9 protein-coding genes are annotated in these 15,627 nt (G+C 41.9%); 8 read left to right on the plus strand and 1 reads right to left on the minus strand.

Annotation, left to right across the window (positions count from 1 at the left end; translation table 11 throughout):
* The first annotated feature begins 85 nt into the window (after positions 1-85).
* From B4N43_RS11690 to B4N43_RS11725, 8 genes are all read left to right on the plus strand, one after another.
* Positions 86-3,277: a SusC/RagA family TonB-linked outer membrane protein gene (locus B4N43_RS11690; RefSeq protein ID WP_286734816.1), complete on the plus strand. Its 3,192-nt coding sequence runs from the start codon at positions 86-88 to the stop codon at positions 3,275-3,277.
* A 4-nt stretch (positions 3,278-3,281) separates the two neighbouring features.
* Positions 3,282-5,105, plus strand: coding sequence for a RagB/SusD family nutrient uptake outer membrane protein (locus B4N43_RS11695; protein ID WP_088162270.1), 1,824 nt, complete (start codon positions 3,282-3,284; stop codon positions 5,103-5,105).
* A 10-nt stretch (positions 5,106-5,115) separates the two neighbouring features.
* A complete protein-coding gene (locus B4N43_RS11700; protein WP_286734818.1) occupies positions 5,116-5,790 on the plus strand; it encodes a DUF3823 domain-containing protein in 675 nt (224 codons plus the stop codon).
* A gap of 2 nt (positions 5,791-5,792) precedes the next feature.
* On the plus strand, positions 5,793-7,838 hold the full coding sequence (locus B4N43_RS11705; protein ID WP_286734820.1) for a beta-L-arabinofuranosidase domain-containing protein: 2,046 nt from the start codon (positions 5,793-5,795) through the stop codon (positions 7,836-7,838).
* 40 nt (positions 7,839-7,878) lie between these two features.
* Positions 7,879-9,723, plus strand: coding sequence for a glycoside hydrolase family 2 protein (locus B4N43_RS11710; protein ID WP_232475567.1), 1,845 nt, complete (start codon positions 7,879-7,881; stop codon positions 9,721-9,723).
* Between the two features lie 90 nt (positions 9,724-9,813).
* The gene (locus B4N43_RS11715; RefSeq protein WP_286734823.1) at positions 9,814-12,288 is read left to right on the plus strand and encodes a glutaminase family protein; all 2,475 of its coding nucleotides are present in this window, start codon (positions 9,814-9,816) and stop codon (positions 12,286-12,288) included.
* Positions 12,289-12,329: 41 nt separating this feature from the next.
* Positions 12,330-13,430, plus strand: coding sequence for a family 43 glycosylhydrolase (locus tag B4N43_RS11720; protein ID WP_286734824.1), 1,101 nt, complete (start codon positions 12,330-12,332; stop codon positions 13,428-13,430).
* Between the two features lie 66 nt (positions 13,431-13,496).
* Complete coding sequence (locus tag B4N43_RS11725) at positions 13,497-14,558, plus strand: acyltransferase family protein (protein ID WP_286734825.1); 1,062 nt, start codon at positions 13,497-13,499, stop codon at positions 14,556-14,558.
* Here the strand turns inward: B4N43_RS11725 and B4N43_RS11730 are convergent.
* Positions 14,550-15,494, minus strand: a complete 945-nt coding sequence (locus B4N43_RS11730; RefSeq protein ID WP_286734828.1) for an alpha/beta fold hydrolase — start codon at positions 15,492-15,494, stop codon at positions 14,550-14,552. The genes B4N43_RS11725 and B4N43_RS11730 overlap by 9 nt on opposite strands.
* Positions 15,495-15,627: the final 133 nt, after the last annotated feature.

Here is a 15,627-nt window from a genome sequence, read left to right on the forward strand (position 1 = left end):
GTTTTTTGAGAAAAAACGAAAGTCTGTACGATTGAATATACCTTAATTTTGGACAAATCAATTATACAAACTAATCAATCTAGGTATGTTTAAGGGTCTTAAATGTCTGCCAATATCTGCTACATTGCTCTGCTGTGCGAGCAGTTTTATCCCCTTAGCAAAGGGAGCTAATTTAATTCCAGTTTCTTCAGAAGGGATCGAGTTGCAAAAAGCAATAAAAGGGGTTGTTAAGGATAAGGATGGCAATCCTATTGTAGGAGCGACGGTCGCATTGAAATCAAAACCCAATATTGCAGTCTCAACAGATGCGAAAGGTAATTTTAACTTGACAGGTGTCAATGCCGGTGAACTTTTGACCATAAGATCTGTAGGCTACCTTTCCAAAGAAGTGATGGCAATCGCTGACTTGGCAATCACTTTGGAAGATGAAAATTCGCGCATTGATGAAGTGGTCGTTGTAGGTTACGGTACGCAGAAGAAAGAATCCGTTACCGGTGCAATCACTGCAATTTCTTCTCAGGATATCTCCAGATCTGTTGCTACAACAACGTCTGGAGCCTTAGTAGGGAAGATCGCCGGTGTTAACAGCAGGATGTCGGATGGGCGTCCTGGAGCTCCAACAGGAATTAGTATCCGCAATATGGGGACACCCTTATATGTGATCGACGGTGTTCAAAAGGATGAAGGGCAGTTCAATAATTTAGATTTCAATGATATTGAATCGGTTTCGGTATTAAAGGATGCGTCTGCTGCTATTTATGGTGTGCGTGCTGCCAACGGCGTTGTTGTGGTGACGACAAAGAAGGGGAAGCGTGGCGATAATAATACCTTTAATATCAATTCATATTATGGCTGGCAGAGTATGTTTCGTTTTCCCAAGCCAGCCGATGCCAGTACTTATATCAAAAGCTATATTCAGTCTGATGCTATTCTCGGAACTGAACATCCACAATATACGTTGGCAGATCTCGAAAAATGGCAACAAGGTACCGAGAAGGGATATCGTCCTTTTGATTGGTATGATTATATTCTCAAAACTAGCCCACAAACTTATATCTCGGGTAATGTCAGTGGTGGGTCCGAAAAAATTAATTATTACCTGAGTGTAGGGCATCTGGACCAGCAGTCCATCATCCGTAATTACGGCGGCTTCAATCGTACCAACGTGCAGATGAATATTGACGCGAATGTATCAAAACGATTAAAGATTGGTGCCAATTTGAATGGGCGGATCGAACAGCGCAAACAACCGGGCGTACCTGGTGCTGACGATACTTGGCAGGCTTTATTTGCGATATATCGCAACCTGCCCACTGCACGGCCTTTTGCCAACGACAATCCTTTATATCCAACGCAGACATCGCCCAATGCGGAAACTAACTTTGCGATGCTGAATTATGATCTGTCCGGTACTTATCAGGAAAAATGGCGGGTGATGCAGTTAAATTTTAATGCGGAATATAAGATCACAAATGATTTGATCGCTAAGGGAACAGTAGGCTATTATCTGGCCAATAAATGGATGGATAATCAGGAGTTTACCTATAAACTATATGGCTACGATGAGAAGACAGATACGTACCCGGTAACTTTTAGCATGGACAACCCTTGGCGGGAGAGATCTATTTCGCAGGTTGAAGAAATCTCAACCCAATTTACCTTAAATTATAACAAGCGATTCGGTAAACATGGAATCAATGCCGTGCTTGCTGCTGAGTCCATAAAAAGGGATAATCCAGATGTTTATGTACACGATCGTCCAGCCTCTAATGCCTTGAGTTTGATCTATTTTCAGACGATGGATACCTACAATGATACCGGGGTAAATACCCAGGCGAGAGCCGGTTTTGCAGGCAGGGTCAATTATGATTATGACCAGAAGTATCTTTTGGAGCTTTCTTCGCGCTATGACGGTTCATGGAAATTCGCGCCAGGAAGCCGATGGGGATTTTTCCCTTCGGTATCTGCAGGCTGGCGTGTTTCATCTGAAAAGTTCTGGTCTGAAGGTATGAGAAAGGTATTTGACGATGTGAAGTTAAGGGGATCTTACGGTGTATTGGGCGATGATAATTTGGATGCCTGGGAATATTTTGCTTTTGGTTATCTAAGTGGATATAATTATTTCCGAAAACCAGTCCGTGATGGCTATCAAAATATCGTCGGTTCGACAATTGACGGGAAGTATGTTATCGGTTCTCAAGCACGTGGCCTTCCCGTTAAAACGCTTTCTTGGATTCAGGCCCATATGCTAAATGTTGGTTTGGACTTTAGTACACTAAAAGGTAAACTAACAGGTTCGGTAGATGTCTTCCGTCGAAAAAGAACAGGGCTGCCTGCCAAGCGAGAAGATGTATTGATACCGAATGAAGTAGGCTTTAGTTTACCTTATGAAAATCTGAATTCGGATATTCATCAAGGTATCGATGGATCATTAATGTGGCGGAGTAGCGTCAATGGATTTAACTATTTCGTAGGCGGTAATTTCACTTTCGCACGGCAAACTGACGGCGAACAATATAAACCACGTTTTGGAAACTCTTTGGATCAATATCGAAAATCGATCTATGACCGTTATGCCTTTCTCAATTGGGGATTACATTCCATTGGACAATTCCAGTCGTGGGAAGAAATTGCCAATTATGATATAGACAATGACCGTAAAGGCAACTCATCATTACGGCCGGGTGATATTAAGTATGAAGATATTAATGGCGATAAAGTGATCAATGAGCTGGATGAACGGCCAATCGGATATCGACAAGGCGGTCTTCCTTATTTCAATTACGGAATTAACCTTGGCGGCCAATTTAAGGGATTTGATTTGGCAATGGATTTCACCGGAGCAGCTTTTGCTTCTTTTAATCCCAGTTATGAAGCTGTTTTCCCTTTCCATGATGGTGGCAACAATCCGCAATACTATATGGAAAACCAGTGGATGCTGAGCGATATTACGGATCCAAATAGTGCCTTGATCCCAGGAAAGTACCCTACATTAATTAAAGGAAATAGAGATCATAGTAATTATTGGCATAGCGACTTCTGGCTTACCAATGTCAACTATTTGAAATTAAGAAACCTGCAGATCGGATATACTTTACCGGAGAAATGGATGAAACCTCGAGGAATTCAGAAATTGAGGATATATACCATGATGCAGAATCTGTTTAGCATAGATAATTTGGGTGATATGAAGATCGATCCAGAAATCACAAGTGATTCGGGCGTTCAGTACCCAACAAACAAAGTTATAAACGTTGGTGTTACCTTAACTTTTTAATAAGATGATAAATAAGAACGTTATTTTATTGGGTGTATGTCTCGTATGTACATTTTCAAGCTGCAATAAATTTTTGGAACGGGAATCACAGGCTATTTTTACCGACGATCAGATATTTTCGGATCAGAATATGATAAAATCTGTTCTAGCGAATTATTATGGGCGGATTAGCTGGGGACAGCAATTTGGAGACAATGGATCTTTTGCGATGTTAGATGAGGCAGGATTTTCAAGCGGTGGCCCCAATACGATGCAGGAATTTCCGAATGACTTTTGGCGTATGTACGATTATGAACTGATTCGCAATCTCAATCAATTTATCGTAGGTGTTCGTCAATCATCATTGGACGAAAATAATAAAAAGAGCATCGAAGGCGAGGCCAGATTTATTCGTGCTTGGACCTACTTTAATATGATCAAGCGTTTGGGCGGAGTTCCTTTGGTGGGTGATAAGATCTATGATTATACGGGCGGCATGGATCCAGCAGAGTTGCAGACACCGCGATCAACAGAAGCAGAGAGTTATAATTACGTGATTAACGAATGTACCGAAGCCGCTAAAATGCTCGGTACAGAGAAAACCATAAATTCAGCTAGAGCTAATAAATGGACAGCTTTGGCACTTAAGGCGCGGGCAAGTCTGTACGCCGCCTCAATAGCGAAGTATAACTATAAAACGCCAGACGTCAAAACAGCAGGCAACGAGGTGGGAATCCCTGCGGCGGACGCCAATAAATATTACGAGATTGCTTACGAATCAGCATTGGATATTATCAATAATAGCCCTTATGCCCTCTATAATGGAAATGCCGATAAAGGAAAGAACTTCTATCTTGCTGTAAGTTCAAAATCAAGTAGCAATGAAGTTATTTGGGCCAAGGATTATGCGTATCCAGGTGAAACACATTTTTTCACCAACAATAACATTGCCTCATCCGTCCGTGGAGATATTGATGCCAATTTTGTTACGCCTGTTTTAAATTTGGTGGAAGCATTTGAATATACAGATGATCGAAATGGAGCATTGAAAACGAAGACTGCTACGGGAGATTACATTTACTATAACAATCCCGAAGAGATATTCGCCCATAAGGACGCGCGTCTGTATGGTACTGTAATTTACTCTGGTGCTGATTTTGCTGGTACCAAAATCACTTACCAAGCAGGCGTTAGATATAAAGAAGGAGGTGTTTGGAAGACGATGACCGCAATACCCGGTACTTCAGATTCCAAATTCGGAGGAATTATTACAAGCAAAGACGGACCTACGACTTCCAACGATATGTATGTCAACAAAACTGGATTTAATATCCGGAAGTTTATCGACGAAAATAAAGATGCCTCTACTCGTGGGCGTGGGTCGGATATTTGGTTTGTGCGCTTCCGTTATGCTGAATTTCTGCTGATTGCCGCAGAGGCGGGGCTTGAACTTGGTAAACCGCAAGCCGAGTTGACGGGATATGTCAATAAGATTAGGGAGCGTGCGGGGATACAGGCATTGACAACCATTTCCCTGAATGATATTATTCAGGAGCGCCGGGTTGAATTTGCCTTCGAAGATCATCGTTATTGGGATCTGAAGCGTTTGCGAATTGCCCATGAAATCTGGAACGGAAGCGCTGATAATTACAATGCGGTACACTATGCCCTATTTCCATACAAAATATATGCTCCGGGGGATCCGAACGATGGTAAATGGGTTTTTGAGAAACAGAAATCGAGTCATACGCTCTATCCACGAAATTTTAAATATCAGAACTATTATAATTTCATCGATCAAGATTGGATTAATAACAATCCGAAGTTAGTCCGAAATCCTTATCAATAGCATTATCCTTATGAAAACTTTTTTTTGTAAATTAATAGTCAGTTTGTGTTTGCTCTTGGGTGTTTTTGCTTGTGGCAAAGATAATTATGATGCCCCTAAAAGTACACTGAACGGTCGTGTAACCTACAATTCAGAACCTCTAGGAGTAAGAGGATCAAACCAGTCCGTTTCACTTCAACTATGGCAAGATGGTTTTCCGCTTCGATCTGCTATTAATGTGTATGTGACGCAGGACGGTTCATTTGCTGCAAAGCTGTTTGATGGAAAGTACAAATTGGTAGCAACCAGCGGAAATGGCCCCTGGTTGAATAGTGCGGATACAGTGCTGGTTGATGTGCGGGGGAATACAAGTATCGAGTACCCAGTTAAACCTTATTATACCATGAGTAATATTACCTATGATGTCCAAGGGAATATGCTAAAAGCTTCTTTTGATGTCAAGACGATAGATGCTTCAAGAACGATTGATTTTGCGACTTTATTGATCAATGATACAAAATTCGTGGATTTGGGCCAATATACCTATAAGATGGAAAAAACTGGAATTAGTTCGGGGCATGTTGACTTGGAACTTGATATCAAAGATATTTTGACCAAGAGTGCTGCAGTGTATGCGCGTGTGGGCTTGAAGATAAGCGGTATCACCGAGGCGCTATACGATAGTTCACCTAAGAAATTGAAATAACAATGATTAAAAGAATTGGCTTTTTAAACTTATTGATGGGGCTTGGTTTAGCTGCGTCGGCGCAATCCGGAATTGCGACTTCCGTAAACCAATTGCCCTTAACAGGTAAGAACTCACAATATATAAACAATAGGGCTCCGTTAAAACAAAATGTCTTGCTGAAATTGCCGGTGGGTAGTATCGTGCCTGAAGGCTGGTTAGGGAAGTATCTCGAGTTGCAAAAAGATGGTCTTACAGGCCATTTGGGAGAAATTAGTGCTTGGTTGTCCAAAAAAAATAATGCTTGGTTAAGTACAGATGGGAAAGGAGATTATGGCTGGGAAGAAGTTCCTTATTGGTTAAAAGGCTACGCTAATTTGGGCTACATACTGAAAGATCCTAAGATAATAGCAGAGTCAAAAATCTGGTTAGAGGCCGCGCTAAAAAGCCAGCGTCCTGATGGATACTTTGGACCATTGATCCTGCGTAATAACAAGCCGGATCTTTGGGGGAATATGTTGATGCTATGGTGTTTGCAGTCCTATTATGAATATAGCGGTGACCAGCGTGTTTTAACGTTGATGACCAATTATTTTAAATGGCAGGCCAATTTGCCGGATAGTTTTTTTCTCAAGGATTATTGGGAAAACAGTCGTGGTGGTGACAATTTGCTATCCGTATATTGGCTCTATAACAGAACACAAGGTAATGAATGGTTGATGGATTTAGCGGATAAAATCCATCGGAATACAGCCAATTGGCGGCAGAAAGATGATTTGCCCAATTGGCATAATGTCAACGTAGCGCAGTGTTTTAGAGAGCCAGCAACCTATTATCTGAAAAGCCAGTCGACTACAGATCTTAATGCAACCTACGATAATTTTCATTTTGTCAGACAAGTATTTGGTCAGGTTCCGGGCGGCATGTTCGGTGCCGATGAAAATGCACGTCCGGGATATACCGATCCCCGTCAGGGAGTGGAAACCTGTGGAATGGTGGAGCAGATGGCTTCCAATGAAATCCTTCTCGGGATAACAGGCGATCCTTTTTGGGCGGATCATGCGGAGGAAGTTGCTTTTAATACCTACCCAGCCGCTGTGACAGCCGATTTTAAAGCATTACGCTATATCACGAGCCCTAATATGACCATCAGCGATAGCCATAATCATGCTCCCGGGATTGATAATAATGGGCCATTTTTAATGATGAACCCTTTCAGTTCACGTTGTTGTCAACATAACCACAGTCAGGGCTGGCCATATTACGCGGAGCATCTGTATATGGCAACAAATGATAATGGTGTTGCGGCAGTACTTTATGCCGCATCAAAAGCTGAAATCAAAGTCGGAAACAATCAAGCCATTCAGATTAGACAAGAATCCAATTATCCGTTTGAAGAATCGCTGCGATTTGAAATAGGAACACAGGCTAAAACGGTTGATTTTCCCTTTTATCTCCGTATACCTGCCTGGGCGAAACAAGCCAAAGTAACGGTTAATGGTAAAAGTCAGGCTATAGAAGCTGGAGCAAAATATATTCGGATTGAACGGAAATGGAAAGACGGCGACAAGGTCGAACTCTCCTTGCCGATGACCATAGATCTGAAAACATGGACTGCCAATAAAAATTCAGTTAGTATCCAGCGTGGACCACTGACCTATGCACTCAAAATCAAAGAGAATTATGTGAAAAAGGATAGTAAGGCTTCGGCAATTGGGGATTCTAAATGGCAGGAGACTGCAGATCCATCAAAATGGCCATCCTATGAAATCCTTCCTGCAAGTGACTGGAATTATGGACTTGTACAAAATCAGCTACAAGCTGTTGACCAACTAAAAGTGGTCAAACGACCATGGCCTAAAGATGCATTTCCTTTCGACGCAGAAGCAGTACCTATTTCGATTCTTGTGAAAGCGAAACGTGTTGATGGATGGAAAATTGATGAAAATGGACTAACGGGCGTATTGCCCCTGAGTCCGGTGGAAAGCAAGGGCGAGGTGCAGGAAGTTGAATTGATTCCCATGGGAGCAGCACGTTTGCGCATTGCTGCTTTTCCAACTGTGAAATAATGTAAATACGATATATAAATTAATGACTTAACGATTTTTTATGATGAAGAAAACCTTACTTTTTGCCAGTTTGATGATGGCAGCACAATTGAACTTTGCTCAGGATTGGAAACCCGCAGGGTCACATATATTAACCCCTTGGGGCGAGAAAGTAACGGCACAAAAGCCACATCCTGAATATCCTAGACCGCAATTAACCAGAACCAATAACTGGCAGAATTTAAATGGACTATGGAAATATGCTGTCACTCCAGTAGGTACTAAAGAGATTCCTCGTCAATGGGACGGCAATATCCTTGTTCCTTTTGCTATTGAATCGGCATTGTCCGGTGTTGGTAAAGAGGTCGGAAAAGATAAAGCGTTATGGTATAATAATACCATAACATTGGACAAGTCTGTCAACAAAAATAAGGTCCTGTTGCATTTCGGTGCCGTAGATTGGCAATGTGATGTGTATGTAAATAACCAATTGGTCGGAAGACATGAAGGTGGTTTTGATCCATTTTCGATGGACGTGACAAGCTTTCTAAAGAAAGGCGCAAAACAGGAAATAGCCATTCGGGTATGGGATCCGACTGATGATGGTCCACAACCCAGGGGTAAACAGGTGAATAAGCCGAATGGTATATGGTATACACCAGTGACGGGAATTTGGCAGACCGTTTGGTTAGAAAGTGTCCCCCAAACTTACATCGTGAGTACCAAACAGACTCCGCGTTTGGATGATGGAGTCTTGGCCTTTCAGGCTTCCGTAGAAGGAAGTCAAGCCGGTGACGAAATAAAGGTGCGTGCATTGGATGGCGGAAAGGTTATTAAAGAACAAACAGGACAACCGAATACATCGTTCGATCTTTCGGTACCTAATCTGGAGCCATGGTCCCCAAGTAACCCTAAGCTCTATGATCTAGAAATTCAGCTGATTCGAAAAGGAAAAGTCGTAGATCAGGCGAAAAGCTATTTTGCCATGCGGAAAATAGCCATGCAGAAAGACGAAAATGGCGTTCAACGTTTAATGCTAAACAATAAGTTTACTTTCCAATATGGTCCATTGGATCAAGGCTGGTGGCCAGATGGTCTACATACAGCACCAACGGATGAAGCGCTGAAGTTTGATGTTGTCAAAACAAAGGAAATGGGATTCAATATGATCCGTAAACATATCAAAGTTGAACCGGCGCGCTGGTACCGTTACTGCGATAGTATAGGTATGCTTGTCTGGCAAGATATGCCTAGCGGCGATCTTGGGGGGAATCATTGGGATATGCAACCGGGAAAGATTTCGGGAGGAAATAGGGATAAAGTACGTTCGCAGGAATCTGAAGGGTATTACAGAAAAGAGTGGAAAACCATTATGGAAGTGTTGCACAACTATCCAAGCATCGTCATTTGGGTACCTTTTAATGAGGCTTGGGGGCAATTCAAAACGAAGGAAATAACGGAATGGACAATGGCTAATGACCCTTCAAGACTCGTAAATAGTGCCAGCGGTGGTAACTTTATGGAAACTGGACATATCTTGGATATCCACAATTATCCCGATGCAGCCATGCCTGATCCAAATTTATTCGGCGCTAAACAAGTGCTTGCTTTGGGTGAATTTGGTGGTCTGGGATTACCGATCGATGGGCACTCCTGGCAACAAAAAGACAACTGGGGATACCAAAGTTTTAAAAATAAAACGGAATTATTGGAGCGCTATAAACGTCTGATCCATGACTTGACACGTCTAATTCCTATGGGATTGTCTGCCGCTGTTTATACACAAACAACAGATGTGGAAGTAGAAACAAATGGTTTGATGACCTATGATCGTAAAGTTGTCAAAATGCCTGAAGCAGAATTAAAAGCTGCACATCAGGCGCTTTATAATGCACCTACCAAATAATTGATAGCGATATGGCCGCAACTCGGGTTGCGGCCTAAATTTATCGCTGAAAGTATACCTGTCAACCTAAACCTGTTTTATACAAAATCAATGAAATTAAAATTACTAATTGCAACGGCTATTGTATGTCAATCGGTATCGTCGTTTGCACAAAAACAAATCCTTAAGAATGATCTTCGCGCGCCTGCCTATCCTTTAGTAACAATTGACCCCAATACAAGTGCCTGGTCGTATAGCAACGAATTGAATGCGGATGTTGTACGCCATTGGACCGGAAAATCCTTCCCCTTATTGGGCGTCCTTAAAGTGGATGGGAAATCCTATCGCTTCTTAGGTAAAGAAGAAGTTGAACTCTTGCCTTTGGCGCGGATGGGTGAACATGCGGCTTGGACCGGAAGTTATGTTGTCAATGAACCCGCCCCAGACTGGATGAAACCTTCATTTGATGCACGGCAATGGAAGACGGGGGTAGCGCCATTTGGTACCAAGGATAAAGAACCCAATGTGGAGACTGATTGGCAGGAACCTAAAATTTGGATTAGAAGAGAAGTTGACCTGAGTGAGGATCTTACAGGCAAATCCGTATATATCGAATTTACACATGACGATGACGCTATTTTGTACGTCAACGGTATTGAGGTTGCTAATACAGGCAATTCGACAGGTAAAAATAGTCGGGTCAAGCTGCCCGATCATGTCGTAAAAACATTGAAGAAAGGAAAAAATATACTCGCGGGTTATTGCTATAATAGGGTAGCTAATGGATATTTTGATTTTGGACTCTTTACAGAAAAAGAAGGTAGTATTCAATTCGACAATGAAGCGAAGCAGATCGCTTCCAATGTGCAGGCAACACAAACACATTATTCGTTTAACTGCGGGCCGGTCGATTTAAATATTACATTTACTGCACCGATGTTTCTGGATAAATTGGACTTAATGGCTAGACCCGTAAATTATCTTTCCTATACGGTCCATGCGAAGGATGGCAAGAAACACCAGGTACAACTTTATTTGGAGGCAGCACCAAATTGGGCACTGAATTCTCCACTTCAAGATGCTGCAAGCAGTTCCTTTGTTTCAGGAAATCTCCAGTTTGTAAAGACAGGAAGCAAAAGCCAGCAGGTTCTAGGAAGGAAAGGTGACGACCTACGGATAGATTGGGGGTATTTCTATATGGCTGGTGCAAAATCAAAGACAAAGTCCGCGGTCGGAAGTAGCCATCAATTACGGTCTAATTTTCTGAAGAGTGAAAATAGCTCTTCTTCAAATGGAGGACAACAATTGGCGCTGATGCAAACTTTTGATGTCTCATCAAGCTACCAGGATAAGATCTTGTTGGGGTATGATGACCTGTACTCCATCCAATATTTTGGACAAAATTTACGACCTTATTGGAATACCAATGGAAATAGTTCCATTGAGAAACAATTTGAACTGGCCGACAAAGAGTATACGGCTCTCAAAAAGGCTGCTGATAAATTTGATGCCGAATTATGGGGTACAGCTTTGCGCAACGGAGGTGAGGACTATGCTGCATTGTGTGCCTTGGCCTATAGGCAGGCAATCGCCGCTCATAAACTTGTAAAAGCACCCAATGGCGATCTGCTTTTACTGTCCAAAGAAAATGATAGCAATGGGTCAATAGGAACTGTTGATGTAACCTATCCTTCGGCTCCGATTTTCCTTTACTATAATCCAGAATTGGCAAAAGCACTAATGAACGCCATTTTTTATTATAGTGAAAGCAATAAATGGACAAAACCTTTTGCTGCGCATGATGTTGGGACCTACCCTTTGGCGAATGGCCAAACTTACGGTGGAGATATGCCTGTCGAAGAATCGGGAAATATGTTGATATTAACTTATGCTTTAGCAAAGGTCGAAGGAAATGCAGCTTATGCCAAAAAACATTGGAAAGTGTTGTCTACCTGGGTAGATTATTTAGTAGATAAAGGCCTTGACCCCGAAAATCAGTTGTGCACAGATGATTTCGCGGGCCATTTTGCACATAATGCCAATTTATCAATTAAAGCTATTTTAGGTATTGCATCTTACGGTTATCTAGCCCAAATGCTTGGTGAAGAGGCTACGGCGAAAAAGTATCTGACCGAAGCAAAAGCAATGGCTATGAAATGGAAAGAGATGGCTGAAGATGGGGATCACTATAAGTTGACTTTTGATAAAACCGGAACCTGGAGCCAAAAGTATAATATGGTCTGGGATAAATTGCTTAAGATGGATATTTTTGACCCCTCTATTCGTGAAACTGAAATTAAATACTATCTCGGCAAACAAAATAAATACGGACTTCCCCTGGACAATCGTCAGCCTTATACCAAAACCGATTGGATTATTTGGACGGCGACCATGGCAAATGACAAGCCTACCTTTGAGGCATTTTTAAAGCCAGTCTACCATTTTATGAACGAAACAACAGATCGTGTTCCCATGTCGGATTGGACGTATACAGACCGTCCTAAGAGAGCTGGATTTAAAGCAAGATCCGTTGTCGGGGGCTATTTTATCAAAATGTTGGAAGAGAAATTGGGAAAAGCAAAATAGCTTTTCCTGTGATGAAGAAAATAATATAAAAAAATAATAAGATGTTGAATGCAATGTTGTTCAGATATTGGATCGGCGGAGTTGCCGTACTGAACTTGTTGAGCTCCTGCGGAAGCTCTACAGGTTCAGTTAAGCAGTCGGGTCAAATAACAAATGCTACGGCTCAGCATAAGACCTACAGCAATCCGGTTTTTGAGCCTATACTTGCTGATCCTACAGTCGTTAGAGATCCTCAGCGCAAAATGTTCTACGCATACGGGACAGCCGACAATTGGGGCGATGGAAAGGGACAGCGTTTGGTGTCTATTCTACAATCGGCTGATCTTGCTCATTGGACCTGGATTGGCACGGCCTTCAGTTCAAAACCGAGCTGGAAAGCCGAGGGGGGAATCTGGGCACCAGATGTCGTGAGGTTAAATGGTAAGTATATCTTATATTATGCTTATTCAACATGGGGAGACCCCAACCCCGGTATTGGTGTAGCCCTAGCCGATAGACCGGAAGGCCCCTTTATCGATCAAGGTAAACTTTTTGATAGCAAGGAGATCGATGTACCGAATTCAATAGACCCTTATTTTTTTACAGAAAATGGGCAAAATTATCTGTTCTGGGGTAGTTTTAGTGATGCGAATACGCAGGGTACATATGGTGTTGAACTCGATGAAAATGGGACCGCGGTACCCGATTTAAATAAAAAATTTAAAGTTGCTGCTGGGGATTTTGAAGCTGTGGTGATCCATAAACGGAAAGGATATTACTACTTTATCGGATCCAAAGGCTCCTGTTGTGAAGGAGAAAAAAGCAGTTATCATGTTCTTGTGGGTCGCTCTCGCAAGCTGAAGGGACCTTATACCGATCAAGAGGGGCGTAATCTTACACAGCGGGGGAGTGGAACGTTGTTGTTAAAGGGAAATGATCAATTTGTGGGGACAGGTCATACTTCGCGCATTATTACAGACGATAAGGGAAAAGATTGGATACTCTATCATGGCATGGACCCAAAGCAGCCTCGTGTTGCGACGGGGGGAAATCGTCGGATGCTATTTTTGGATCAGATTATCTGGGATAAGGACTGGCCCAAAATTGAAGGGGCAACCAGCAGTGTTGCAGCGCAACGGGCCCCAACGTTTAATTTTAAATAGAATTTTCAATAGCTAGCAGCAGAGGCCTACCTTTGTGGGCCTGGATTTTCGCTGTCCATAAAAAATATGATACATCAAACGAAGAAACATTTTGAACTTCTTGACGCCATGCGTGGGGTGGCCGCAATTGCAGTCGTACTGTTTCACTTTATGGAAATTGCACAACCGGATTATCGCAATAGTTTTATTCCACATAGCTATTTAGCCGTTGATTTCTTCTTTTGTTTATCGGGTTTTGTAATTGCCTATGCCTACGATCAGAAGCTGGTTACAATTGGTCTAAAACGATTCTTTCTTTTGCGTTTGCTAAGATTGCACCCATTGGTTATAATCGGTACATTAATTGGTTTATTTGCATTTATTTACGACCCATTCAGTAATTTGGCCAGCTCATTTTCCGTCTTACAGAAGATAGGGATGTTCATTAGTGGGATAACGTTGATTCCATACCCAGCTGTACCAGAGCGATATTTTAATCTTTTTCATTTAAACCCACCTACATGGTCGCTATTTTGGGAATATATCGCCAATATAGCCTATGCTTTGATACTGGTACGGATTCCAAAAAAGGTTCTTTGGGGAATAGTGCTCCTCGGTGCGGCAGCGCTATGTGCCGAATCATTTCGTTCCGGCTATTTAGCTGTAGGTTTTGGGGCAGATAATTTTTGGGCTGGGGGAATCCGTTTATGGTTTTCATTTTCAATGGGACTACTTATTTTTAGGTCGAACTGGACTATTTCGAACAAGCTTCCTTTTTTCAGTGTTCTTGGTCTGCTTGCTGTCGTATTTTTCATTCCGTTTTCTGAAGTTTATGGTAAGTACATCGATCCTATTGTCGTTATCTTTTATTTTCCTTTATTGCTCATGCTGGGGATAGGCGGACTACCTGTTTTTGGAGGGGTCAAGAAGTTATGCAAGTTCTTAGGTGATATTTCCTATCCGCTCTATATCATTCATTATCCATTTATCTGGATTTTTATGAGCTATGTGGAACTCCATCACCCATCGAATAAGCAAATGGCAGTGATTATTATAATTGGAATGCTGTCGTTGATTTTTTTAGCTTTATTGGTCTTTAAATATTTAGATGAGCCTATTCGGAAATATTACAGCCGGAAACTAAACTAAATGGCGATGAAGCCAGGTACTGATGAACTGGAATACCTCCATTTTGCAGTCTTCATTTAAAATTTCATGCCGCATGCCTGGATATAATTTAATGGTTATGTCGGTCTGCCCCTGTGCACTTAATTGCGCTACGCTCTTTTCAACGCCCATTCCAAAATCTCCAATTGGATCATCCTGTCCGCTGATAAATACAATTGGAAGATTTTTTGGGATATTCTTGGTAGCTTCGATATCTGTCGCTTGCAAGGAAAGGTCTAACACGGTATGAAATCCATTGTTGGTAAACAATCCCCCACAAAGTGGATCTTCCAAAAATGAAATACGGTTTGTCTTGCTTACGCTTAACCAATTGCTGTTATTTTGGTTGGGCTCGTTCTTAAATCGAGCATTATTACGTTTGTCAAAAATACGGTTGATCAATTTACTTCTTCTTTTGGGGGCAATACTATTGAGCAGCGTGAGTAAAAGGCGAAAAGCTGTGGAACCTTTTTGGCGTTGGCCTGTCCCCACGATAATGGCCCCCTTAAATTGCTGGCCAATTTTTTGTAAAACGCAGCGTGTGACAAAGGATCCCATGGAATGCCCTAAAATAAATTGAGGCAGTTGCGGATATGTTTTTCTCAAGAAATTACTCATTGTAATGGCGTCATCAATGAGTTGTTCTTTAGCCTCATGCTGTTTAAAATACCCCAATTGATCGGCATCTAGAGCTGTCTTTCCATGGCCCATTTGATCGTAGGTTAAAACCGCAAAATTCTGTTTAGTCAGATAATTGGCCAATTCTTCATACCGACCACTATGCTCCTGCATGCCATGTACCAGGAGTATTGTCGCCACTATCTGATTGTCGTCGGGTACATACAAACGATAGAAAATTTTATGTTCATTTTCAGTCGTCGCGCTGATTGTATAAAAATTGGATGCTACCTTACTCATTATACCTCTTTATTTTAAGTAAACTAAGATAATTTTAGTGCATTTGCAAGTTTAACAATCTTCTTTCCGATTTTGTTCGGATGAGACCGAAAGGCTTTAAGGGCAGTTGATCAATGAAAATTAGCACGATTAA

Source organism: Sphingobacterium sp. UBA1897 (genome assembly GCF_002337775.1).
In the GTDB taxonomy this organism is placed as follows: domain Bacteria; phylum Bacteroidota; class Bacteroidia; order Sphingobacteriales; family Sphingobacteriaceae; genus Sphingobacterium; species Sphingobacterium siyangense.